Origin of the sequence: Streptomyces sp. NPDC051662, from assembly GCF_040681655.1 — a bacterium.
Classification (GTDB): domain Bacteria; phylum Actinomycetota; class Actinomycetes; order Streptomycetales; family Streptomycetaceae; genus Streptomyces.
On sequence record NZ_JBFAZD010000024.1, the window covers coordinates 99985 to 123410 of the forward strand.

Genomic DNA, 23426 nt, shown 5'->3' on the forward strand with positions numbered 1-23426 from the left:
CGGTGAAGTCAGCGGTCACGGGGGGCGCCGCGACGGCGCCCCCCGTCAAGGGCAAACGCAAGAGCGTGACAGGCACACGTAAAATCGTCGCGGCGGGATTCCTGCTGCCCGCGCTGGTGCTGCTCGGCGCGCTCGTGGTCTACCCCATCGGGTTCTCGGTCTACCGGTCGTTCTTCGACAAGTCCGGTGACAGCTTCGCCGGGCTCGACAACTACATCGAGCTCTTCACCGACGACACCATCCTCACCGCGGTCAAGAACAACGCGATCTGGGTGGTGGTGGCGCCCACCGTCGCCACCGCGCTCGGGCTGATCTTCGCCGTACTCACCGAACGGGTGCGCTGGAGCACCGCGTTCAAGCTCGTCATCTTCATGCCGATGGCGATCTCGATGCTCGCCTCGGGCATCATCTTCCGGCTCGTGTACGAACAGGACCCGGAGCGCGGCATCGCCAACGCGGTCGCGGTGGGTGTGCACGACACATTCAGCGAATCGGCGGGCTTCCCCAGGGCGCGTCCGCTGCCGGTGCACCCGCTGAATCCGGCGGGCGGCGGCGCGTTCGTCACCAAGGAGCCCGCGCGCGCCGGGACCGAGGTGCTGCTCCCGCTGGTGGGGGTGGCGCCCGCGAAGATGCCGTCCGACGCGGCGCCGGCCAAGGCCGCGCGTACGGCGGACGGCCGGGTCACCGGCACCGCCTGGCTGGACTTCACCAAGGGCGGCGGCGGCAAGCCCAATGTCATCGACGCCAAGGAACTGGGCCTCAAGGGCATCAAGGTGGAGGCGGTCAAGGACGGCAAGGTCGTCGCCTCCACGACCGCCGGCGCCGACGGTACGTTCAGCCTGCCAGAAGCGGCCGACGGCGCGCAGCTCAGACTGCCGGCGGCCAACTTCCGGGAGCCGTACAACGGCGTGGACTGGCTCGGGCCCTCCCTGGTCACGCCCGCCATCATCGGCAGCTACATCTGGATGTGGGCCGGGTTCGCGATGGTGCTGATCGCGGCCGGGCTCGCGAGCGTGCCCCGTGAACTCATGGAGGCCGCGCGGGTGGACGGTGCCACCGAGTGGCAGGTCTTCCGCCGGATCACGGTGCCACTGCTGGCGCCGGTGCTCGCGGTCGTCCTGGTCACGCTGATGATCAACGTACTGAAGATCTTCGACCTGGTCTTCATCATCGCGCCGGGCTCGTCCCAGGACGACGCGAACGTCCTGGCGCTCCAGCTGTACCGCTCGTCGTTCGGTACGGACGCGGATCTCGGCGTGGGCAGCGCCATCGCCGTACTGCTGCTCCTGCTGGTGATCCCGGTGATGCTGTTCAACATACGACGCATGCGAAGGGAGACTCGCCGATGACCACGAACGACGGTGCGATCAAGGTCAAGGCGAAGCAGCCCCTCGCGAGCAGGATCGCGGCCCGCGCGGGCGGCGGGGCGATGCGGGTCTTCCTGATCCTGGTGGGCCTGTTCTGGCTGATGCCGACGATCGGTCTGCTGATCTCCTCGCTGCGCGACGCCACGGACATCAGCGCGAGCGGCTGGTGGCAGGTCTTCACCGCGCCCGCGCAGCTCACCACCGAGAACTACTCCCGGCTCTTCGACAACGACGTGATCACCAACTCGCTGCTCTCCACGATCCTGATCACCGTCCCGGCGACGGTCCTGGTCGTGGTGATCGGCTCGCTCGCCGGATACGCCTTCGCGTGGATGGACTTCCCGGGCCGCGACTGGTGGTTCCTGGTGGTCGTCGGGCTGCTGGTGGTCCCGGTGCAGGTCGCGCTGGTCCCGGTGTCGAAGCTGTTCGGCGCGGTCGGCATCTTCGAGACGACGTTCGGCGTGGTGCTCTTCCATGTCGCCTTCGGTCTGCCGTTCGCGATCTTCCTGCTGCGGAACTTCTTCGCGGAGATCCCGAGGGAGCTGCTGGAGGCCGCCCGGCTCGACGGGGCGGGCGAGATACGGCTGTTCGTACGGGTGGTGATGCCGCTGGGCGGTCCCGCGATCGCCTCGCTCGGTATCTTCCAGTTCCTCTGGGTCTGGAACGACATGCTGGTCGCGCTGATCTTCGCGGACTCGAAGAACCCGCCGATCACCGTCGCGCTCCAGCAGCAGGTACGGCAGTTCGGCAACAACATCGACGTCCTGGCGCCCGGCGCCTTCGTGTCGATGATCATTCCGCTGGTCGTGTTCTTCGCGTTCCAGCGGCAGTTCGTGACGGGCGTGATGGCGGGAGCCGTCAAGTAACGTCATGGCCAACGGTGTTGGCGGGGGAGGACGGCCACGGAACGGCCGGCCTCCCCCGTCGCGCTCTCCGGCCGGACACCTGTTCCGCGCGTCCCCCGTGGGCCGGTCGCGGCGTAACCAGTTCGCCCCGCGGGCCGTTCCCGGGCCATGACCCGGTTCAGCGTCATCGTCCCCGCGTATCAGGTCCAGGCATATCTCACCGGCTGCCTGGAGTCGGTACTGAACCAGACCTTCGAGGATCTCGAACTGATCGCGGTGGACGACGGTTCGCCGGACGCCTGCGGCGCGCTCATCGACGAGTTCGCCGCCCGGGACCGTCGGGTCACCGCGCTACGGCTGCCCGCGCACGGCGGCGCCGGCCCCGCACGCGACGCCGGTCTCGCCCGCGCCACCGGCGACTACGCGCTCTTCCTGGACGGCGGCAGCACGCTCGTGCCCGGCGCGCTCCGGGCGATCGCGGACCGGCTCAAGGAGACGGGCGATCCGGATGTCCTGGTCCCCGGCCACCCCGAGGACGACCGGGGGTCGGTCGCGCCGGCCGACCGGCCCGAACTGCTCGGCTATCCGGCGGTGGCCTCGGGGAAGGCGTACCGCCGGGAGTTCCTTGTCCGTGAGGGCTTCGCCTTCCTGACCGGGGACCACGCCGACACCGCCTGGATCTGTCCGGTCCTGATCGCGGCCGAGTCGGTCAGCACGCTGGACCGGGTCTGTGTGCGCGACGCGCGGCGGTACCGGGGCCGCCCCGGGCGCGGCGGATACGACGGGCCCGGGGGATTCGTGAACGTCGATGAGGTCTTCGACGCGTACGACCGGGTCTTCGCGTTCCTGGACGGGCGGCCCAAGCCTGCTGAACGGCCCGAGGCGGATGAACGGCCCGAGGCGGATGAACAGCCCAACACACCAAAGGCACCCGGCGCGGCCCCCTGGCGCCCCGTGCTCCACCGGCGCATGCTCGACCACCTCGCGGCGCTCGCCGCCACCGACGGCATGCTGCCGCGCCGGGCCTGCGCCGAGTTCTTCCACCGCGCCCGCGCCCACCACCGCCGCTATCGCACCCCCGGCGCGGAGTACGGCGCAGGGCCCCGGCACACGCTGCTGCGGCTCGGCGCGCACCGTACGTACCGCGGGCTGCGGGCCGCGCGACAGCTGCGGAAACGTCTCGGCCGCGTCGCCACCGGGCTGCTCCGTACCGTACGAGCGGGCGCGCTGCGCCTCCACCGCGCCGTCCAGCGGCGGCTGCCGCTCCGCGCCGACCACGCCGTCTTCTTGACGTACGGCCACGGCGGCTACCTCGGCAATCCGGCCGCCATCGAGGAGAAGGCACGCGAACTCGCCCCGCACATCCGCACGTCCTGGATCAGCGAGGCCGCGTACCAGCACACCGTCCCGACCGGCACCCGCAAACTGCGCCCCGGGACCTTCGCGTACTGGACCGCGCTCGCCCGCTGCGCGTATCTCGTCAGCGACATGGGCTTCGACCACCGGCTGGTGAAACGGAAGGGGCAGATCCTGCTCCAGACGCACACCGGGACACCCCTCAAGTCGGAGGGCCTCGATCTGCTGGACCGCCCGGCCGCCGCGCGCACCACGGACCTCACCCGGCTGCTGGCCGACGCGGGCCGCTGGGACTACTCCCTCTCCGCCAACCGCCATGCCACGCTCGTCCGGGAGCGGGCCCTCCTCCCGTCCGGTACGACGCTGGAGTACGGAAATCCGCGTACCGACGTCTTCCGGCGCGCCACGGCCACCGATATCGCCAGGCTGCGCGAATCGCTGGGCATCCCGGCGGGCGCCACCGCCGTCCTGTACGCGCCGACCTACCGCGACTACCGCCGGGGCCAGTGCGAACCGCTCGATCTGGAGCGGGTGGCCCGGTCGCTGGGCCCGCGCTTCGTGCTGCTGGCCCGCGCGCACCCCGCGTACGGCGCGCCGCTCCCGTACACACCGCACCCGCGGATCCTCGACGTCTCCGGACATCCCTCGGTCGAGCGGCTCTGTCTCGCCTCCGACGCGCTGCTCACGGACTACTCGTCGCTGATGTTCGACTACGCGTCCCTCGACCGGCCGATCGTCATCCATGACGCGGACCGTGAGGCGTACGAGGCGGCCAGGGGTACGTACTTCGATCTCCGGGGGTTCCCGCCGGGCGCGGTCGCGCGTACCGAGGACGAGCTGATCGACATCTTCACCACGGGCCACTGGCGCGGTTCGCGCTCCAGCCAGCTGCGGACGGCGTTCCGCGCGCGCTTCTGTCCGTACGACGACGGGCGGGCGGCTGAGCGGGTCGTACGGCATGTCTTCCTCGGCGAGACGGCGGATCCGCCGGGGCCCGTTCCGCCGGCGCGGGAGGCGGACGCCGGTCAGGCCCGGTGGCCCAGCGCCGCGACCGCCGAGGCCGCCAGATCGTCCAGATAGCCCGGCGGCAGATCGCTCCTGACCACCACGAGCCGCCAGTAGAGCGGTCCGACGATCAGATCGAGCGCCCGGTCGGCGTCCGCGCCCTCGGGAAGCTCACCGCGTTCGACCGCCGCGCGGACGATCACGGCCGCGATGCCCCGCTGCCCGTCGAGCAGCGCCGCCTTGATCGCGTCGGAGATCTCGGGGTGACGGGCGGCCTCCACCAGGAGATCGGGGATGACCTGCGAGGCCACCGGGTGGCTCAGGGCGTGGGAGGCCACTTCGAGCAGGGCGCGTACATCGCCGTGGAGCGAGCCGGTCCCGGGGGCGGGCAGCCCCTGTGCCGCGAAGGCGGAGACCAGATCGAGGACGAGCTCCAGCTTGGACTTCCAGCGGCGGTAGACGGCGGTCTTGCCGACCCCGGCCCGGCGCGCGATGCCCTCGATGGACATCCGGGCGAAACCGACGGCGGCCAGTTCCTCGAAGACGGCCGCGCGGATGGCGTCGGTCACATCCTCCCGGAGCACGGCGGCTCCCGCCGGGACGCGGCGTGCGGTGCGCGGGGCGCTGGTCCGGGGGTCCGTGGCGCGGGGGTCGGTAGTCATCGCGTACGAGCATAGCGCCGTCCGACGTGACGACGACACGGTTGCGTTGCGACGTACTCCGTCCTACCTTTGGCGTTACGACGATACGTACCCGTTCCGTCGCTGGGACCGCCCTCAGCACACCGTCGAAACCGTCGAAAGCGACCTCCCGTGAGCCAGACGATCGCACCGGCCGCACCGGCCTCATCGGGCCTACCGACCCCAGAGCCCGATACGGGGACCGGGCCGGATCTCAGCGCCCTCGCCCGCCGCCACGGCCTGACCGTGAGCGGCGCCCGCCCCGCCCTGCCCGACTATCTCCGCGCCCTGTGGTCGCGCCGGCATTTCATCGGCGCCTTCGCCACCGCTCGGCTGACCGCCCAGTACAGCCAGGCGAAGCTGGGCCAGATCTGGCAGATCATGACCCCGCTGCTGAACGCGACGGTCTACTACTTCATCTTCGGTGTGCTGCTCAACACCAAGCACGGCGTCCCGGACTTCGTCCCGTTCCTGGTCACGGGCGTCTTCATCTGGACCTTCACCTCGAACTCGATCATGGCGGGCACCCGCGCGGTCTCCGGCAACCTCGGTCTCGTACGGGCGCTGCACTTCCCGCGCGCGGCCCTGCCGATCGGGCTCGCGCTCCAGCAGCTCCAGCAACTGCTGTTCTCCCTGGGCGCGCTGGTGGTGATCCTGACCTGCTTCGGCCAGTACCCCGCGGTCAGCTGGCTGCTCGCGATACCGGCGCTGCTGCTCCAGTCGCTCTTCAACACCGGGATCTCGATGGCCGTGGCCAGGCTCGCGGCCAGGACACCGGACATCTCGCAGCTGATGCCGTTCCTGCTGCGCACCTGGATGTATGTGTCGGGCGTGATGTGGAGCGTCGACAAGGTCACGAGCGGCGACGCGCTGCCGCACGCCGTGACGGTGATCCTGGAGTGCAACCCGGCCGCCGTCTATATCGATCTGATGCGCTTCGCGCTCATCGACAGCTATACCGCCGGTCAACTGCCCCCGCACATCTGGGCCGTCGCCCTCGGCTGGGCCCTGCTCGCGGGCGTCGGCGGATTCCTGTTCTTCTGGAAGGCCGAGGAGGAGTACGGACGTGGCTGAGAAGAGGAAGGGTACGGAGACCGCCGAGCGGCCCACCCCACCCGAACGCGTCCCCACCGTCGTCGTCGACGGCGTCCACATCACCTATACGGTGCACGGCACCCGGGGCGGCCGGGGCAGCGCCACCTCGGCGCTGAGCCGGATCGTCTCGCGCCGGTCGGCGCCCGGCGCGCGCGAGGTGCACGCCGTCAAGGGCGTCAGCTTCGCCGCGTACAAGGGCGAGGCCATCGGTCTGATCGGCTCCAACGGCTCCGGCAAGTCGACCCTGCTGAAGGCGATCGCGGGGCTGCTGCCGCCCTCGCGTGGCAAGGTCTTCACCCGGGGCCAGCCCTCGCTCCTCGGCGTCAACGCGGCGCTGATGAGCGATCTGACCGGCGAGCGGAACGTCATCCTCGGCGGGCTGGCGATGGGCATGTCACGGGAGCAGGTCCGTAGCCGCTACGACGACATCGTGGAGTTCTCCGGGATCAACGAGAAGGGCGACTTCATCTCGCTGCCGATGCGGACGTACTCCTCCGGCATGGGCGCCCGGCTGCGCTTCTCGATCGCCGCCGCCAAGAGCCATGACGTCCTGCTGATCGACGAGGCGCTGTCCACCGGCGACGCCGCGTTCCAGCGCCGCAGCCAGGAGCGCATCACCGAACTGCGCGCGGAGGCCGGCACGGTCTTCCTGGTCAGCCACAGCAACAAGTCCATCCTCGACACCTGTGACCGGGCACTCTGGCTGGAGTCGGGAACGCTGCGGATGGACGGCCCGGCGCGGGAGGTCGTCGCGGCCTACGAGGAGTTCACCGGCAAGAAGAGATAGCCCCCGCGAGTCAAGAAGAAGCGAGTCAAGAAGAAGCAGCCCTCGCGAGTCCGACGCGGGAAGGGGCGCCCGGCTCACGATGAGCCGGGCGCCCCTTTCCCGTTGCCTTCTCGGCTTCCGCGCCGCTCAGCCGTGTGTACGCAGCAGCGTGCGCATCGTCCGCATGGCGACCGACAGATTCGCCAGATCGAACGCGTCCGACCCCTGGATCTCCTCCAGCGTGGCGCGCGAACGGCCGATGATCGCGGCGTTCTTACGCTCCCACGCCTTGAAGCGCTCCTCGGGCGTCGAGTCGCCGTCGCCCACGGCCAGTACGTCCGCCGTCAGCGCGGCGTGCGCCGCGTACAGGTCCTCACGGATGGAGGCGCGGGCCATGGACTGCCAGCGGTCGGCCCGCGGCAGCTCCACGATCCGGTCCATCAGCCTGCTGATCCGCAGCCGGTCACCGAGGTCGTAGTACACCTCGGCGACGGCGAGCGGGTCCTGGTCCGTACGGTCCGCGATCGCCACGATGTCGAGCGTCGGGAAGGCGGACGAGAAGCTCGCCACCCGCAGGGCCAGCTCCTCCGGGACCCCCGCCTCGGTCAGCTCCGCCAGGATCCGCTGGTACCACTCCAGCTCCGCGCCGCGCAGCATCGGGGGCAGCTGCGCCCAGACCCGCTCGACCCTCGCGGCGAAGAACTCGATGGTCCCGGCGATCTCCAGCGGCTGCGGCCGGTTGCCAAGCAGCCAGCGCGTACCGCGCTCGACCAGCCGGCGCGAGTGCAGCCTGATCCGGGTCTGGACATCGGCCGCCACCACGTTGTCCAGCGCCTCGACGGCGTCCCAGACCGCGTTCAGCCCGAAGATCTCCCGGGCCGCGGCCTGGGCCCGTACGATCTCCTCGGTCGACGCCCCGGTCTCCTCCCGCAGCCGGTGCAGGAAGGTCGAACCACCGGTGTTGACGGTGTCGTTGACCAGCACCGTCGTCACGATCTCGCGGCGCAGCGCGTGCGCGTCGATCTGCTCGGCGAACTTCTCCCGCAGCGCCCGCGGGAAGTACGCGTGCAGCAGCTTGCGCAGGAACGGATCGTCGGGCAGCTCCGTGTGGATCAGCTCCTCCGCCACCGTGATCTTGGTGTAGGCGAGCAGCACGGCCAGTTCGGGCTGGGACAGGCCCCTGCCCGCGTTGAGGAGGTCGCGGATCTGCCGGTCGCTCGGCAGGAACTCCAGCGACCTGTCGAGATGTCCGTCGCGCACCAGTCGGCGCATGAACCGCTGGTGGGCGTGGAGCAGGGACGGGGCCTGGGCCACGGCGTTGGCGAGCGCGGTGTTCTGCGCGTAGTTGTTGCGCAGCACCAGCGCGCCGACCTCGTCGGTCATCGCGGCGAGCAGGGTGTTGCGCTGCTTGACGGTCATGTCGCCGTCCGTGACCAGGCCGTTGAGCAGGATCTTGATGTTCACCTCGTGGTCGGAGGTGTCGACGCCCGCGCTGTTGTCGATGGCGTCGGTGTTGACCTTGCCGCCCTCGCCGCCGGCGCCGCGCCTGGTGAACTCGATCCGGCCGAGCTGGGTCAGCCCCAGGTTGCCGCCCTCGCCGACGACCTGGACCCGCAGGTCCTCGCCGTTGACGCGGATCGCGTCGTTGGCCTTGTCGCCGACATCGGCGTCCGTCTCGGTGGAGGCCTTCACATACGTACCGATGCCGCCGTTCCACAGCAGGTCCACCGGGGCCTGGAGGATCGCCTTCATCAGCTCGGCGGGCGTCAGCTTGGCGACACCGGGCTCGATGCCGAGCGCTTCCCGTACATGCGCGTTGACGGCGATCGACTTGGCGGTGCGGGGGTGGATTCCGCCGCCCTGCGACAGCAGCCCCTTGTCGTAGTCGGCCCACGACGAGCGCGGCAGCTCGAACAGCCGGCGGCGCTCGGCGTACGAGGTGGCCGCGTCCGGGTGCGGATCGAGGAAGATGTGCCGGTGGTCGAAGGCCGCGACCAGCCGGATGTGCTCGGAGAGCAGCATGCCGTTGCCGAACACGTCACCGGACATGTCACCGACGCCGACGACCGTGAAGTCCTCGGTCTGGGTGTCATGGCCGAGCTCGCGGAAGTGCCGCTTGACGGACTCCCAGGCGCCGCGCGCCGTGATGCCCATGCCCTTGTGGTCGTAGCCCGCGCTGCCGCCGGAGGCGAAGGCGTCCCCGAGCCAGAAGTGGTAGGCGACCGCGACGTCATTGGCGATGTCGGAGAAGCTCGCGGTGCCCTTGTCCGCGGCGACGACCAGATAGGTGTCGTCCTCGTCGTGCCTGACCACATCGGCCGGCGGCACGACCTCGCCCGCCACCATGTTGTCCGTGATGTCGAGCAGCGCCGAGATGAAGATCTTGTACGAGGCGATGCCCTCGGCGAGCCAGGCGTCCCGGTCCGCGGCCGGGTCGGGCAGCTGCTTGGCGACGAAGCCGCCCTTGGCGCCGACCGGCACGATCACGGTGTTCTTCACCATCTGCGCCTTGACCAGGCCGAGGATCTCCGTACGGAAGTCCTCGCGCCGGTCGGACCAGCGCAGACCGCCGCGGGCGACCTTGCCGAAACGCAGATGGACGCCCTCCACGCGCGGGGAGTACACCCAGATCTCGTACGCAGGGCGGGGCGCCGGCAGATCGGGGATGGCCTGCGGGTCGAACTTCATCGACACATAGCTGTGGTGCTCGCCCGCGGTGGTCCCCGGGCTCGGCCGGCTCTGCCGGCCGCTCGTGCCGTCGCCCTCACCGGCGCGCTGGAAGAAGTTGGTCCGCAGCGTGGCCTTGATGAGCGTGAGGAAGGACCTGAGGATGCGGTCCTCGTCCAGGCTCGCGACCTGGTCCAGGGCGCCGTCCAGCTCCTCCAGCATCGCTTCCGTCAGCTCCGTGCCGGCGCGCTGGCGGCCCGGCGACATCCTGGCCTCGAAGAGGGAGACCAGCAGCCGCGTGGTGTGGACATTGCTGCGGAGGGTGTCCTCCATGTAGTCCTGGCTGAAGGTCGAGCCGGACTGGCGCAGGTACTTGGCGTACGCGCGCAGCACCATCGCCTGCCGCCAGTCCAGACCGGCCCCCAGGACGAGGGAGTTGAAGCCGTCGTTCTCCGCGGCCCCGGTCCAGACGGCGGCGAAGGCGTCCTGGAAGCGCTGCCGGTCGTCCTCGGTGAGATAGTCGCCCCCGCCGCCCTGGGGCAGCCGCAGACCGAAGTCGTAGATCCAGGCGTGGGTACGGTCCGAGCAGCGCAGCTCGTAGGGACGCTCGTCGACGACCTCGACACCGAGCCGCTGGAGCACCGGCAGGACGGCGGAGAGGGAGACCTGCTCGCCCGAGCGGTAGATCTTGAAGCGGCGCTCGCCGGGGCCCGCGCCGACCGGCTCGTACAGCGAGAGCGCGAAGTCCGAGCCCGCCTCGGCCCTGGTGACCGCCTCCAGATGGGCCAGATCGGCGACGGCGGCGCGCGGGGAGTGGTCGGCCTTGTACCCCTCGGGGAAGGCGGAGCCGTACCTGCGCAGCAGTTCGGCGGCGCGCTCCTCACCGCACTCGGCGGTCAGCGCCTCGCCGAAGGCGTCGGCCCAGGAGCGGGCGGCCTCGACGAGCCGGGCCTCGATCCGCTCGGTGTCGGCGTCGGTGAGCTTGGCCAGCTGGGTGCCCCGGGGGACACGGACGACGAAGTGCAGCCGGGAGAGGATCGATTCTGTGTTCCACGCCGTGAAGTCGACACTGGTCCCGCCGAGTTCCTCCTTGAGGATCTCGACCAGCCGGAGCCGGACGCCCGTGGTGTAGCGGTCACGCGGCAGATAGACGAGGGCGGAGTAGTAGCGCCCGTACTCGTCCTGGCGGAGGTAGAGCCGCAGCCGCCTGCGCTCCTGGAGATAGAGCACGCTGGTGACGATGGAGCGGAGTTCGTCGACGGGCGTCTGGAACAGCTCGTCGCGCGGGTAGGTCTCCAGGATCTGGAGCAGATCGCGGCCGTCGTGGCTGTTGGGCGAGAGGCCCGCGCTCTCCAGGACCTCGGCGACCTTGCGGCGGATCACCGGGACCCGGCGTACGGACTCGGTGTACGCGGCCGACGAGAAGAGTCCGAGGAAGCGCCGCTCACCGACGACATTGCCCTTCGCGTCGAACTTCTTGACCCCGACGTAGTCGAGATAGCCGGACCGGTGGACCGTGGCGCGGCTGTTGGCCTTGGTGAGGACGAGCAGCTTGTGCTCACGGGCCTTGGCGCGGGCGTCGGCGGGCAGCCGGCTGAAGGACGGGCTGACGGGGTGGTCCTCGTCGCCGGTGTGCGCCGGGTCGGAGCGCAGCACGCCGAGTCCGGTACCGGGCACGGCGGAGAGGGCGTCGCTGTCCGTCAGCTGATACTCGCGGTAGCCCAGGAAGGTGAAGTGGTCGGCGGCGAGCCAGCGCAGCAGCTCCCGGGCCTCCTCGACCTCCTGCTCGCGCAGATCGTCGGCGGTCGGCTCGCTGGGCAGCTCCTCGGCGATGCGCAGCGCGGCGTCACGCATCTTCTCCCAGTCCTCGACGGTCTCGCGGACATCGGAGAGGACCCGCAGCAGGTCGGAGGTCATCTGCTGGAGATCGGCCTGGTCGGTCTCGCGGTCGACCTCGACATGGATCCAGGACTCGATGAACACGTCATGGCGGGGCTCCGCGGCGGTGACCGCCCCTTCGGGCAGCACCTCGATCAGCCTGCCGGTGACATCGCGCCGTACGGCGATCTGCGGATGGATCACGGCGTGGATGCCGCGGCCCAGGCGCGAGAGCTCATTGGTGACGGAGTCGACCAGGAACGGCATGTCGTCGGTGACGACCTCGACCACGGAGTGGCGGCACGTCCAGCCGTTCTCCTCGACGGTCGGGGTGTGCACCCGTACGTTCGCCGTCCCCTGGGGACGATTCGCGGCCAGCCGGTAGTGGGAGAGCGCAGCTCCGACGATGTCGACCGGGTCGCGGTCGGCCAGGTCCTCGGGAGCGGTGTGCAGGTAGTAGCGCTGGAGGTACGCGAGAAGGCCGTCCCGGTCGGGACCGTCCCCCTGTCCCGCGCCGCGGGATCCGGCCGAGGCCTCGTCCTCCCGGGGGCCGGCCCCCAGCCCCCCGGTTCCCCCCACCGGGCTGTTCTCAGCGGCCCGAGCCGCCTGTTCGAGCAGCTCGGCCTTGGCTTCGTCCAGCTTGGTCTGCATGTCCTCTGGCTCCTGTCGCGCGCCGTTGCGTGACGTAGGTGAAGGAAGCGACACAACGCCACGACGCGGGGTTTCCGGTCTGAGTCGACGTTATGCCGCGATGAGAGATGTCCGGGGCGTTATTTGGCAATTTTGGCAGTCGGCCCGGATCAAGGTCCTGTCCCGAGGGGACCGGTCCTGGGGGACCAGCGATCGCCCGGACGCGGTAGCGGCCCGGGCGCAGGCGGGGGGCTTCGCTGCCCCCACGGCATATCGCGCTGATCACGGGCACCAGGCTATCGCCCTTGACCGGGGCGCCGTCATGAGCCGCATGTGTACAAATACGCGGTAACAACTTTGACACTCTGGACAGCGACACGGACATCTTTCCGCCGCTCACGGCCGCGCGCGGCACGGAACTCCCGCCGACGCGCGCCTCCCGCGACGACACTGGTCCACAGGACGACACTGGTCGACAGGTGGACAGACCGACACACTCTCTCCGGGAGCAGTCATGGCAGCCAAGGTTCTGATCGTCACCGGCGACGCCGCCGAGTCGCTGGAAGTGCTCTACCCGTACCAGCGTCTGCGTGAGGAGGGATACGAGGTCCATATCGCCGCTCCGACCCGTAAGAAGCTCCAGTTCGTGGTCCATGACTTCGAGCCCGGTTTCGACACCTACACCGAGAAGCCCGGCTACACCTGGCCCGCCGATCTGGCCTTCGCCGAGGTCGACGCGGGGCAGTACGCCGCTCTGGTGATCCCGGGCGGGCGCGCCCCCGAGTATCTGCGGGGCGACCCGGAGCTGCGCAAGATCCTCAAGTCCTTCTTCGACGCCGACAAGCCCGTCGCCCAGATCTGTCACGGGCCGCTGCTGACGGCCGCGATCGGTGAGCTGGCCGGCCGCCGGGTCACGGCCTATCCGGCCCTGGAGCTGGACATGCAGGCGGCCGGGGCCACCTTCCAGGACACGGAGGCGGTGGTGGACGGCACGCTCGTCTCGTCCCGCGCCTGGCCCGACCACCCGGCCTGGATGCGCGAATTCCTCACCGTTCTGCGCACGAAGGCCCCGGTGAACTGACCCCGGCGAAGCCCCGGAGGACCGGGGGCGCGTCCGGGGCTCCCGGGTGCACCCCCGGCACCCCCGGCGCTCCCGGCACCGCTGGCACCTCCGGCACTCCCTACGCCTCCGGCACTCCCGGCACTTCCACGGCCGTCGCCCGCCGGTCGCAGGGGCGTCAGGACGTCAGACGCCGCGCCGTGGCGACCGCCTCCGCGAGCGTGTCCACCACCGGTACGCCCACCGCCTCCAGGCTTGCCCGGCTGTTCGAGCCCCCCGTGTACAGCACGGCACGCGCCCCCACATGCGCCGCCGCCAGCGCGTCGTCCACCGCGTCGCCGATCACCACCGTCCGCTCGGCGGATATCGCGCCCTGCGAGGCCAGTGCGGTCAGATGGCGCTCCATATGGACCGCCTTGCTGCCGCCCGACGGGCCCGTCCGGCCGTCGACCCGGAGGAAGTGGCCCTCGATCCCGTACCCCCGCACCACCGGAACCAGCTGCTCGTGCCCGTACATGCTCAGCAGCGACTGGCTGTCCCCGGCCAGCCGCCACTGCGACAGCAGTTCCTCGACGCCCTTGGTGAGCCCGCAGCCGTCCTGCCGCGCCGTGTAGTGGCGGTGGAAGGTCTCGTCCATGACGACCCACTCGGCGTCGCTCGGCAGGCGGCCCATCAGCCGCTCGTAGAACTTCGGGATCGGGACGCAGTACAGCTCGCGGTAGGTGTCCAGCGTGATGGACTCAAGCCCTATCTCCGCGAAGGCCGCGTTGGTCGCCCCGATGACCGCCTCGATGTCGTCGAGGATGGTGCCGTTCCAGTCCCAGACCAGATGCGTGTTCTGCTTCCCCATGCCGAGAAAGGTACCGGCCGGGTCTGACAACGGACCTGGCGGAGCCCCCGCGGGCCGCCGCCGACGGGCCGGCCGGGCCTCCGTCCGCCGCTCAGCCGATCAGGTTCGGGATCTCCTGGACGCCGTACCAGAGCAGCTCGTGGTCCTCCGCGCCGTCCACCGTGAACTGCGCGTCGTCGTCCCCGTGGTCCGCCGCCCCCAGCGCCGCCGCCGCAGCCGACACATCGGCGTCCGCCTCATCGGAGTCGACATGCACCGCCGCTGCCTTCGACAGCGCGATCGCGTCGGCGATCCGCACCTCGCCGAGGCCCGCGTCGTCCAGTCCGCGGTCGGGATCCGACACGGCTTCCCTGTCCGGCACATCGGCCGCCACGACCACCCTGCGGCGTCCGGCCACCGGATCGGCGGCGAGCAGCCGGAGCGAGGCCGCCGCGGCGCGGTTGAGGGCCGCGTACTCCAGCTCCTCGATGTCGTCGGAGACGTACCACTCGCGCAGCCCGGGGGTCACGGCGTACGCGGTCAGTGGTCCCGGTCCCAGCTCACCCGTCTTGTGCGCCTCTGCGAGACCGGGAAGGGTCAGGGGGACGTAGACGCGCATGGCTGGCCGCTTTCGTAGTCGGGAGAGCACCTAAGGATACGTGCGGCAGTCCCTCTTCGGGGTGACGCTCATGGCTGCCCCAGGCGTCCACCGCGAGGGGCGCACCACCTCTGCGCCGGGCCGGGCGTCGTCCGCCCATCACTCGGATAGGTGACTTCGGCTCCGGGCGCTCCGTGTCCGCACCGGTCTTGCGGCGGTCCCCCAAGGGCCCGTAAAAGATCCCCCAACAGAAGTTACCGGCCGGTATCCGAACCGGCCGGGCAGAACGGGGGCGATCTGCGTGAACAGGACCGGTACCACCCATCCCACCGGCGCGGCGAGGACCCGGAGCACCGCCGCCGGACGGCCGCCCGGCCGGCGCGACCAGCGCGGTCCCGGCGCCGGGGGCCCGCGGCGGCGTCCGCACCTCCCGCCGCCGCACGAACTCTTCGCGGAGCGCCTGCTCGCCGTCCTGAGCGGCCGGCGCCCCGTGCACTGGATGCTCGGCCAGACCATCGGCGAGGCGTACGAACAGCTCGTCCGGCTCGCGCCCGGCACCCCGCTCAGGGCGCGGGGCGCCCGTCCCGTCATCCGTACCTGCCGCGCCTTCCAGCCGCGCCCGGGCGCGGTCGAGGCCGCCGCCAGCATCTCCGCGGGCGATCAGGTCCGCGCCATGGCCTTCCGGCTGGAACAGGGCGCCGACCTGCGCTGGCGCTGCGCGGCGGTCGAGCTGGGCGGAGAGCGGACCTGACAGCGCACATGAGGGCGGGCCGGGGCGCGCACTCACCGTGCGCCCCGGCCCGCCCTCACTCACACCTACTTCTTGCGGCGCCGCCCGCCGCTCGTGCCCTTCTGGGCCTTACGGCGCTCGGCGCGCGTCATCCCGTCCGACGTCGACCGCGTCGGCCCCTCGGCGCTCTGGAAGTCGCCCTCGACGATGCCGCCCTCGCCGTCCACCGTGGGAGCGGAGAAGTGCAGCCTGTCGGGCCGCTGCGGGGCATCGAGACCCTTCGCGCGGATCTCCGGACGGGAGGCGCCCGCGGGCACCGCGTCGTCCTTCTTGGCGAGCGAGGGACGCTCGCCCGCGTCCTGCACCGGAACCTCCTCGACCTGCTGCTCGACCTGGACCTCCAGGTTGAACAGATAGCCGACGGACTCCTCCTTGATGCCGTCCATCATGGCGTTGAACATGTCGAAGCCCTCGCGCTGGTACTCGACCAGCGGGTCCTTCTGCGCCATGGCGCGCAGGCCGATGCCCTCCTGGAGGTAGTCCATCTCGTAGAGATGCTCGCGCCACTTGCGGTCCAGGACGGACAGCACCACGCGCCGCTCCAGCTCACGCATGATGTCCGAGCCGAGCTGGTTCTCGCGTGCCTCGTACTGGGCGTAGATGTCGTCCTTGACGGACTCCGCGATGAACTCGGCGGTGATGCCGGCGCGGTCGCCCGTCGCGTCCTCCAGCTCCTCCACCGTGACCTTCGCCGGGTAGAGCTGCTTGAAGGCTCCCCAGAGCCGGTCGAGGTCCCACTCCTCGGCGAAGCCCTCGACGGTCTCCGCCTGGATGTACGCGTCGATCGTGTCGTCCATGAAGTGGCGCACCTGCTCATGCAGGTCCTCGCCCTCCAGGACGCGGCGGCGCTCGCCGTAGATGACCTCACGCTGCCGGTTGAGCACCTCGTCGTACTTCAGGACGTTCTTACGCGTCTCGAAGTTCTGCTGCTCGACCTGGGACTGGGCGGAGGCGATGGCGCGCGTCACCATCTTGTTCTCGATCGGGACGTCGTCCGGCACATTGGCCATGGCCATCACGCGCTCGACCATCTGCGCCTTGAACAGCCGCATCAGGTCGTCACCGAGGGAGAGGTAGAAGCGGGACTCACCGGGGTCGCCCTGACGTCCGGAACGACCGCGCAGCTGGTTGTCGATACGGCGCGACTCGTGCCGCTCGGTGCCCAGGACGTACAGCCCGCCGAGATCCTTGACCTCCTCGAACTCCGCCTTGACCGCCTGCTCGGCCTTCTCCAGCGCGGCCGGCAGGGCGGCGGCCCACTCCTCGACATGCTCGACGGGGTCCAGGCCGCGCTGGCGCAGCTCCGCCTCCGCGAGATCGTCGGGGTTGCCGCCGAGCTTGATGTCCGTACCGCGTCCCGCCATGTTCGTGGCGACCGTGACGGCGCCCTTGCGGCCGGCCTGGGCGACGATCGTCGCCTCCCGGTCGTGCTGCTTGGCGTTGAGCACCTCGTGCTGGACACCGCGCTTGTTGAGCTGCTGCGAGAGGTACTCGGACTTCTCGACCGAGGTGGTGCCGACCAGGATCGGCTGCCCCTTCTCGTGCTTCTCCGCGATGTCGTCCACGACCGCCGCGAACTTGGCGACCTCGGTGCGGTAGATCAGGTCGGACTGGTCCATGCGGACCATCGGCCGGTTCGTCGGGATCGGCACGACGCCCAGCTTGTAGATCTGGTGGAACTCGGCGGCCTCGGTCATGGCCGTACCGGTCATGCCGGAGAGCTTGCCGTAGAGGCGGAAGAAGTTCTGCAGGGTGATCGTGGCGAGGGTCTGGTTCTCGTCCTTGATGTCCACCCCTTCCTTCGCCTCGATCGCCTGGTGCATGCCCTCGTTGTAGCGGCGGCCGGCGAGGATACGGCCGGTGTGCTCGTCGACGATCATGACTTCGCCGTCGATGACGACATAGTCCTTGTCGTTCTTGAACAGTTCCTTGGCCTTGATGGCGTTGTTCAGATAACCGACGAGCGGGGTGTTCACCGACTCGTAGAGGTTGTCGATGCCCAGCCAGTCCTCGACCTTGGACACACCGGGCTCATGAATGGCCACGGTGCGCTTCTTCTCGTCGACCTCGTAGTCGCCGGTCTCCTCGATGCCCTTGAGCGGGTTGCCCGCCTCGCCCCTGGTCAGCCGGGTGACCAGCTTGGCGAAGTCGCCGTACCACTTGGTGGCCTGGTCGGCGGGGCCGGAGATGATCAGCGGCGTACGGGCCTCGTCCACGAGGATCGAGTCGACCTCGTCGACGATGGCGTAGTTGTGGCCGCGCTGGACCAGCTCCTCCTGGGACCACGCCATGTTGTCGCGCAGGTAGTCGAACCCGAACTCGTTGTTCGTGCCGTACGTGATGTCGCAGGCGTACTGCTCACGGCGCTGCGCGGGCGACATGTTCGCCAGGATGCAGCCGACGTTGAGGTCGAGGAACTTGTGGACGCGGCCCATCATCTCGGAGTCGCGCTCGGCCAGGTAGTCGTTCACCGTGATCAGGTGGACGCCCTTGCCGGACAGCGCGTTGAGATACGCGGGCAGCGTGCCGACGAGGGTCTTGCCCTCACCGGTCTTCATCTCGGCGACATAGCCGAGGTGCAGGGCGGCGCCGCCCATCAGCTGCACATCGTAGTGACGCTGGCCGAGGACACGCTTGGCCGCCTCACGGACGGTCGCGAAGGCTTCGGGGAGCAGGTCGTCAAGGCTCTCACCGTCGGCGTACCGCTCTTTGTACTCGGCGGTGAGCGCCCTCAACTCGGCGTCGGAGAGGGTTACGAAATCCTCTTCGATGGAGTTGACCTGGTCCGCGATGCGGTGCAGTTTGCGCAGGATCTTGCCTTCGCCTGCACGCATGAGCTTGTTGAAGACGGACACTGAGGTTGGTCTCCTTGCCGGTCGGGCCTGGCACGTGGGTCGGATACGGACACGGGCGCGGGCACGGCAGGCGGGCCCCACCGCAACGGCCATCGTAAGCGAGGACCCGCCCGCGCCGGGAGGGCCGAGGTCACGCGGGCCCGCCCGTACCCGCATGGAGAACGCGCGGGACCCGTGGAAGGTGCCGGTGAGACGGGAAAAGCACTCGTGCCGGGGGACACCCGGTCAGCAGAATCCGGCTATGGAACCCGTCACTCTCAGCACCGAGCGCCTGCTGCTGCGCCCCCTCACGCCGGACGACATCGACGATGTCCTCGCGGTCTGCCAGGACCCGGAGATCCAGCGCTGGATCCCGATTCACACACCGTACGAGCGGCAGCACGCGGCGCACTTCGTCGAGCTGATGGTCCCGGACGGCTGGCGTACGGCGACCATCTGCACCTTCGGCATGGTGTCCCGGGAAGGGGGTCCGGTGCTGGGCGTGGTCAACGCACACCGCCAGTCGGGCACCTGGGAGATCGGCTACTGGACGGCGCGGGAGCACCGTGGCCGGGGCTATACCACCGAAGCCGTGCGGGCGGTGGCCCACTGGGTCTTCACGGCACTGGGCGCGCAGCGCCTGGAATGGCGCGCCGAGGTCGGCAACGCGGGCTCGCGGGCCGTCGCGGAGAAGGCCGGTTTCGTGCTGGAGGGGGTGCTGCGCGCCGCGCTGCTCCACCGGGACACGCTGCGGGACGTATGGCTGGGGGCGCTGCTCCCGTCCGATCTGGGGCTTTCGGCTCCTCTCCCGTACCTCCCCTCACGGGAGGGGAACGTGTCGACGGGTACCTGAGTGCGTCCGTAGGGCCCGGTAGTCCGTGGAGCCTGTGTGCCGATGAGGGGCTTGAACGTGCCCGCGCCGGTCCGACTGTCAGTGCCGGCGTCTATCGTGCGGTTCATGACGACTGTGCCGCCCGCCACCACCGAGCTGTCCGCCGACGAGGCCCGCCGGATAGCGCTGCGCGCCCAGGGATTCCTCGGTGCCCCCGACCGACGCGGCGGGGCGCGGGGGGTGCTGCGCCATCTCGGCGCCGTCCAGCTGGACACGATCTCGGTGCTGGCGCGGTCGCACGAACTGATTCCGTACGCGCGTCTGGGCGCCGTCGGCCGCAGAACGGTCGAGGACGCGTACTGGACCCCGGCCCCGGCCGGTACGTCACCGGCGCGGCCGCACGCCTTCGAGTACTGGTCCCACGCGGCGTGCATCCTGCCGATCGAGGAGTGGCCGCACTTCGCCTTCCGCCGGCGCGCCTACCGCGCCCGCCCGCACTGGTACCACGAGCTGGCGGACGGCGCCTACGAGACGGTGATCAAGCAGCTGGAGTCCGAGGGCCCGCTGACCGCCACGGAGCTGGGCGGCGCCAAGAACGGCGGGCCGTGGTGGGACTGGTCCGAGGCGAAGGTCGCCGTCGAGCGCGCGCTCATGTACGGCGAGGTCGTGTGCACCGAGCGGCGCGGCTGGAAGCGGGTCTACGACCTCGCGGAGCGCGCCGTGCCCGATGAGTTCCTCCATGACGATCTGGATGACGCGGAGTGTCTGCGCCGGCTCGTACGGCTCGCGGGCCAGTCGCTCGGTATCGGTACGCGCGCCGATATCGCCGATTACCACCGCCTCAAGGGCGAGCAGGTCGCCGCCGTGATCGCGGACTCGGGGCTGGTGCCGGTGACGGTCGAGGGCTGGGGGAAGCCGGCCTGGGCCGATCCGGAGGCGCTGGCGACCACCCCGAGGGGGCGGCACCGCACGACGCTGCTGTCGCCGTTCGACTCCCTCATCTGGGAGCGGGCCCGTACGGAGCGGATCTTCGGCTTCACCCACCGGCTGGAGGCGTATGTGCCCAAGCCCAAGCGGGTGTACGGCTACTTCGCGATGCCGCTGCTGTCCGGGGGAAAGCTGCTGGGGCGTGTCGACCCGGCACGGGAGGGGAAGACGCTGGTGGCGAAGCAGGTGTCCCTGGACACCCCCAGGGCCGTACTGCCGATGGCCCAGGCGCTACGGGAGGCGGCGGAGTGGGTCGGCTGCTCGGACGTACGGGTGGAGCGGGTCGACGCGCCCGCGCTGCGCGGCCCGCTGGCGGACGCGCTCACCGCGCTCTGAGCGCCTTCACCGGGTCGCGATAACTGAATACGGTCGGACGGTCAGCTCCGCATAACATCAGCGGATTTCGAGGATCTTCTCGCGCATCGCATAGACCACGGCTTCCATCCGGGAGTGCAGTTGGAGCTTCTCCAGGATGTTGCGGACATGGTTCTTCACCGTGTTCTCGGAGATGAACAACTCCTTGGCGATATCACGGTTGTTCATTCCCGTGGCGACCAGTTTCAGGACTTCCAGTTCGCGGTCGGTGAGGCGCGGCGCCGGAACGAGTCTGCGTTCGTCGGTGCGCTGAATCATCGATTTGAACTCGGTCAGCAGCTTGGACGCCATTGACGGGCTGATCTGCGACTGCCCGTCGGCCACGGCGCGAATCGCGGTGGCCACTTCATCGGTGGAGATCTCCTTGAGGAGATAGCCGGTGGCGCCCGCCTTGATCGCGTCGTAGAGGTCGGCTTCCTCGTCGCTGATCGTCAGCATGATGATCTTGGCACTGGGGGCCACCTCCTTGATGGAGGTACAGGCCTCGATTCCGCCGCGCTTGGGCATCCGGACATCCATCAGCACGATGTCCGGCAGCAGATCGGCGGCCTTGTCGACGGCCTCCGCGCCATCGCCGGCCTCTCCGACGACCTGAATGTCCTCCTCCTGGGCGAGGACGATCTCCAGTCCGCGGCGGAAGAGGGCGTGGTCGTCCACGACGAGGACCCGGATCGGCTCCCTGCGGGAGTCGCCCCGTTCCGCGGCGGCGTCGGACCCGGCGCCGCCGATCGTGTCGTCGGCATCGCTCGCGTGATGCACCGGACCGAAGCTGTCCGCCATCGTTCCCTCCCCTGAAGGCCATGGCCCGAATTTCCCGGGGGCCGGCCAACCGCAGTTCGCGGACCACTTGTTGGCCGCGACACCATGATTTCATGCCCAGGCACCGAATCGATGGTCCTTGGGGGGCGCACAACGGCGCCCCTGAGGCCGCGAAGGGCGCTCAGGGGCACCGCGGGGCATGGATTACGGACTCAATCCGGCCGGATTCCGGACTTGATCCGGCCGGATTCCGGTGGTCCCGGCCGGTGCGTCAGCCGCCGAGGGCGCCGCCCGCGCCGCCCGCTTCCGACCCTGCGAGCGGGTCCGTCCTGAGGTGAATGACGCCGTAGTCGTAGGCATGGCGCCGGTAGACGACGCTGGGTTCCTTGGTGTCGGAATCGACGAACAGATAGAAGTCGTGCCCGACCAGCTCCATTTCGTAGAGCGCCTGATCGAGCGTCATCGGAGCGGCGGCATGGGTCTTCTCCCGCACCACGAGGGGCCCTTCGCCCTGCACCTCAAGAGAGCAGACCATCGTGGTGGGAACGGTCTGTGCCGCCTCCTCCGCCGCGGTCTCGCCGTTCGCGTTCAACTGGGCGACCCCAGGAACGACCTCGACGACCTCGGCCGCCGACAACCGACCGTTCCCCCGGCGGTTGTGGCGCTTCTCGTGCTGCTTGCGCAGCCGTGCCTCCAGCTTGCCGGTGGCCAGATCGAGCGCCGCGTACGGATCGGCCGCCGCCGCCTCCGCACGGATCACGGGGCCGCGGGAGTGGAGCGTGATCTCCACCCGGTCGCACCGGTCGGCCTGCCGCGGGTTGTGCTCCTTGGACACCTCGACGTCGAGGCTGATCACCTTGCCGTCGAGCTTCTGGATCTTCTCCAGCTTCAGCTTCTCGGCCACGTGCTTGCGGAACCGCTCGGGCACCTCTGTCTTGCGGCCCTTGACGACGATGTCCACGCAGAACTCCGTTCCCGGATCACTCCGCCTCGCTGCGGAGTTACTCCCTGTTGCACCAGACCCCGGTAATCACCGGAGCCTCGGACTTGGCGACTTTCACCTCCTCCTCCCCCATCGGCATGATCCCCATCCCCCGAAATTCCAAGGTTCTGAAAAAGCCGACGCAACACGGGGTATTCAGCGAGTCATGACTCGCTCCACTCCTCTTCTCCGAACATAGCCCTCCCGGACGGGTGTCGGCACCCGCTACCGGCACGTACCTCTGTTCAGTTGCTCTCCTGCCCTCATTAGCTGCAACGATGCACGCCTCCGGTCAGTTCCGGTTTATTTCGAAGGAGAGCGGCGGCGCGGCGACAACTGCCGCGCTCACCTGGCCGAATCCCGGATTGCCGGAGCCCGCCGCGGCACGCAGTGCCCTCGCCGCCTCGACGAGCGAGGCGCCCGTTGTCATGAGATCGTCCACCAGCACCACCCTGCCGCCCTCCAGGAGCCTCACGCCCCCGACGGCGACCTCCAGCGCCCCCGACAGGTTCGCCAGCCTCTGACGGGCTCCGAGGCCCGCCTGGTCGGCCACCGCGCGCCGCTGCCGCAGCACCGGAAGGACCCGGCACGGCCGGTCACCACGCCGCAGCTCCCCGGCGGCGGCCAGCGCGATCCTGCGGGCCGCGTCGTGTCCACGCGCCCCGACCGCGCGGCGCGTGGAGGGCACCGGCACCAGCAGCAGCGGACCGACCCCCGTGCCCGACGGCGCGGCGGCCCGTACGGCCCCGGCCAGGGCCCGCCCCAGCGGCGCCGCCAGCCCGAGCGCGCCACGCTCCTTGTGCGCCAGCAGAACGGCCCGTACGGCGTGCTCGTAGGGCGCCGCGGCATGGACGGCCGGCAGCCCCGCGGGCTCCGGCGCGGGCCGTACCCGGCACGGCCAGGTGCCGTACAGCGCCCGCCCGCAGTCCTCGCACAGAGGTGTCCTGGGGCTGCCGCAGCCGCCACAGGCGACCGGCAGCACCAGGCCGGTGATCTCCCGCCACCACGCCCGCATGGAAACCACTGTGCCAATGACGAAGGCGCCCGGCCACCCCTGTGGACAACTCGTTCAGGCAAAGATCCGGTTCGCT

The 23426-nt window shown here is 69.9% G+C and carries 17 protein-coding genes; 9 read left to right on the forward strand and 8 right to left on the reverse strand.

The features are described 5' to 3' along the window. Positions 1 to 2: 2 nt before the first annotated feature. The 3 genes from AB0M67_RS31685 (at position 3) to AB0M67_RS31695 (ending at position 4648) form a co-directional block, all read left to right on the forward strand. Positions 3 to 1349, forward strand: coding sequence for a sugar ABC transporter permease (locus AB0M67_RS31685; RefSeq protein WP_365750980.1), 1347 nt, complete (start codon positions 3 to 5; stop codon positions 1347 to 1349). Beyond that, positions 1346 to 2233, forward strand: coding sequence for a carbohydrate ABC transporter permease (locus AB0M67_RS31690; protein ID WP_365750981.1), 888 nt, complete (start codon positions 1346 to 1348; stop codon positions 2231 to 2233). Before AB0M67_RS31685 ends, AB0M67_RS31690 begins: the two co-directional genes overlap by 4 nt. Before the next feature lie 147 nt (positions 2234 to 2380). Continuing rightward, positions 2381 to 4648, forward strand: coding sequence for a bifunctional glycosyltransferase family 2 protein/CDP-glycerol:glycerophosphate glycerophosphotransferase (locus AB0M67_RS31695; protein WP_365750982.1), 2268 nt, complete (start codon positions 2381 to 2383; stop codon positions 4646 to 4648). Here AB0M67_RS31695 and AB0M67_RS31700 read toward each other — a convergent pair. Then, positions 4594 to 5235: a TetR/AcrR family transcriptional regulator gene (locus tag AB0M67_RS31700; RefSeq protein WP_365750983.1), complete on the reverse strand. Its 642-nt coding sequence runs from the start codon at positions 5233 to 5235 to the stop codon at positions 4594 to 4596. The genes AB0M67_RS31695 and AB0M67_RS31700 overlap by 55 nt on opposite strands. A 150-nt stretch (positions 5236 to 5385) precedes the next feature. Between AB0M67_RS31700 and AB0M67_RS31705 the strand changes: the two genes are divergently transcribed. Next, entirely contained in the window at positions 5386 to 6327 is a 942-nt protein-coding gene (locus tag AB0M67_RS31705; RefSeq protein ID WP_365750984.1) for an ABC transporter permease, read from the forward strand. Next, positions 6320 to 7135: an ABC transporter ATP-binding protein gene (locus tag AB0M67_RS31710; RefSeq protein ID WP_365750985.1), complete on the forward strand. Its 816-nt coding sequence runs from the start codon at positions 6320 to 6322 to the stop codon at positions 7133 to 7135. The genes AB0M67_RS31705 and AB0M67_RS31710 overlap by 8 nt, the downstream gene beginning before the upstream one ends. 126 nt (positions 7136 to 7261) lie before the next feature. On the opposite strand, the gene AB0M67_RS31715 is transcribed toward AB0M67_RS31710, so the two are convergent. Then, on the reverse strand, positions 7262 to 12310 hold the full coding sequence (locus tag AB0M67_RS31715) for an NAD-glutamate dehydrogenase (RefSeq protein WP_365750986.1): 5049 nt from the start codon (positions 12308 to 12310) through the stop codon (positions 7262 to 7264). 493 nt (positions 12311 to 12803) lie between these two features. Here AB0M67_RS31715 and AB0M67_RS31720 point away from each other — a divergent pair, with 493 nt between their 5' ends. Further along, positions 12804 to 13370, forward strand: a complete 567-nt coding sequence (locus tag AB0M67_RS31720; protein ID WP_365750987.1) for a DJ-1/PfpI family protein — start codon at positions 12804 to 12806, stop codon at positions 13368 to 13370. A gap of 157 nt (positions 13371 to 13527) precedes the next feature. On the opposite strand, the gene AB0M67_RS31725 is transcribed toward AB0M67_RS31720, so the two are convergent. Together AB0M67_RS31725 and AB0M67_RS31730 are read right to left on the reverse strand one after the other, a co-directional pair. Beyond that, positions 13528 to 14199 (reverse strand): HAD hydrolase-like protein, encoded by a 672-nt coding sequence (locus tag AB0M67_RS31725; protein WP_365750988.1) that lies wholly within the window; start codon positions 14197 to 14199, stop codon positions 13528 to 13530. Between the two features lie 91 nt (positions 14200 to 14290). Next, complete coding sequence (locus AB0M67_RS31730) at positions 14291 to 14797, reverse strand: hypothetical protein (protein ID WP_365750989.1); 507 nt, start codon at positions 14795 to 14797, stop codon at positions 14291 to 14293. Between the two features lie 280 nt (positions 14798 to 15077). Here AB0M67_RS31730 and AB0M67_RS31735 point away from each other — a divergent pair, with 280 nt between their 5' ends. Continuing rightward, positions 15078 to 15527: an Rv3235 family protein gene (locus tag AB0M67_RS31735; protein WP_365750990.1), complete on the forward strand. Its 450-nt coding sequence runs from the start codon at positions 15078 to 15080 to the stop codon at positions 15525 to 15527. 65 nt (positions 15528 to 15592) lie between these two features. On the opposite strand, the gene secA is transcribed toward AB0M67_RS31735, so the two are convergent. Next, positions 15593 to 18421 (reverse strand): preprotein translocase subunit SecA, encoded by a 2829-nt coding sequence (gene secA / locus AB0M67_RS31740; RefSeq protein ID WP_365750991.1) that lies wholly within the window; start codon positions 18419 to 18421, stop codon positions 15593 to 15595. Between the two features lie 241 nt (positions 18422 to 18662). Between secA and AB0M67_RS31745 the strand changes: the two genes are divergently transcribed. Both AB0M67_RS31745 and AB0M67_RS31750 read left to right on the forward strand, forming a co-directional pair. Beyond that, positions 18663 to 19253: a GNAT family N-acetyltransferase gene (locus AB0M67_RS31745; RefSeq protein WP_365750992.1), complete on the forward strand. Its 591-nt coding sequence runs from the start codon at positions 18663 to 18665 to the stop codon at positions 19251 to 19253. 105 nt (positions 19254 to 19358) lie between these two features. Beyond that, entirely contained in the window at positions 19359 to 20555 is a 1197-nt protein-coding gene (locus tag AB0M67_RS31750; RefSeq protein WP_365750993.1) for a crosslink repair DNA glycosylase YcaQ family protein, read from the forward strand. 57 nt (positions 20556 to 20612) lie between these two features. Here the strand turns inward: AB0M67_RS31750 and AB0M67_RS31755 are convergent, their stop codons facing one another. From AB0M67_RS31755 to AB0M67_RS31765, 3 genes are all read right to left on the reverse strand, one after another. Then, the gene (locus tag AB0M67_RS31755; protein WP_030355163.1) at positions 20613 to 21374 is read right to left on the reverse strand and encodes a response regulator transcription factor; all 762 of its coding nucleotides are present in this window, start codon (positions 21372 to 21374) and stop codon (positions 20613 to 20615) included. 250 nt (positions 21375 to 21624) lie between these two features. After that, positions 21625 to 22314, reverse strand: coding sequence for a ribosome-associated translation inhibitor RaiA (raiA, locus tag AB0M67_RS31760; protein WP_365750994.1), 690 nt, complete (start codon positions 22312 to 22314; stop codon positions 21625 to 21627). 313 nt (positions 22315 to 22627) lie between these two features. Continuing rightward, positions 22628 to 23350: a ComF family protein gene (locus AB0M67_RS31765; protein ID WP_365750995.1), complete on the reverse strand. Its 723-nt coding sequence runs from the start codon at positions 23348 to 23350 to the stop codon at positions 22628 to 22630. Positions 23351 to 23426 lie beyond the last annotated feature (76 nt).

Coding starts and splice junctions, on each gene's coding strand:
- AB0M67_RS31750 (WP_365750993.1), top strand. CDS start 19,359: ATGACGACTGTGCCGCCCGCCACCACCGAGCTGTCCGCCGACGAGGCC.
- AB0M67_RS31695 (WP_365750982.1), top strand. CDS start 2,381: ATGACCCGGTTCAGCGTCATCGTCCCCGCGTATCAGGTCCAGGCATAT.
- AB0M67_RS31700 (WP_365750983.1), bottom strand. CDS start 5,235: ATGACTACCGACCCCCGCGCCACGGACCCCCGGACCAGCGCCCCGCGC.
- AB0M67_RS31715 (WP_365750986.1), bottom strand. CDS start 12,310: ATGCAGACCAAGCTGGACGAAGCCAAGGCCGAGCTGCTCGAACAGGCG.
- AB0M67_RS31690 (WP_365750981.1), top strand. CDS start 1,346: ATGACCACGAACGACGGTGCGATCAAGGTCAAGGCGAAGCAGCCCCTC.
- AB0M67_RS31765 (WP_365750995.1), bottom strand. CDS start 23,350: ATGCGGGCGTGGTGGCGGGAGATCACCGGCCTGGTGCTGCCGGTCGCC.
- AB0M67_RS31730 (WP_365750989.1), bottom strand. CDS start 14,797: ATGCGCGTCTACGTCCCCCTGACCCTTCCCGGTCTCGCAGAGGCGCAC.
- AB0M67_RS31720 (WP_365750987.1), top strand. CDS start 12,804: ATGGCAGCCAAGGTTCTGATCGTCACCGGCGACGCCGCCGAGTCGCTG.
- AB0M67_RS31725 (WP_365750988.1), bottom strand. CDS start 14,199: ATGGGGAAGCAGAACACGCATCTGGTCTGGGACTGGAACGGCACCATC.
- AB0M67_RS31755 (WP_030355163.1), bottom strand. CDS start 21,374: ATGGCGGACAGCTTCGGTCCGGTGCATCACGCGAGCGATGCCGACGAC.
- AB0M67_RS31745 (WP_365750992.1), top strand. CDS start 18,663: ATGGAACCCGTCACTCTCAGCACCGAGCGCCTGCTGCTGCGCCCCCTC.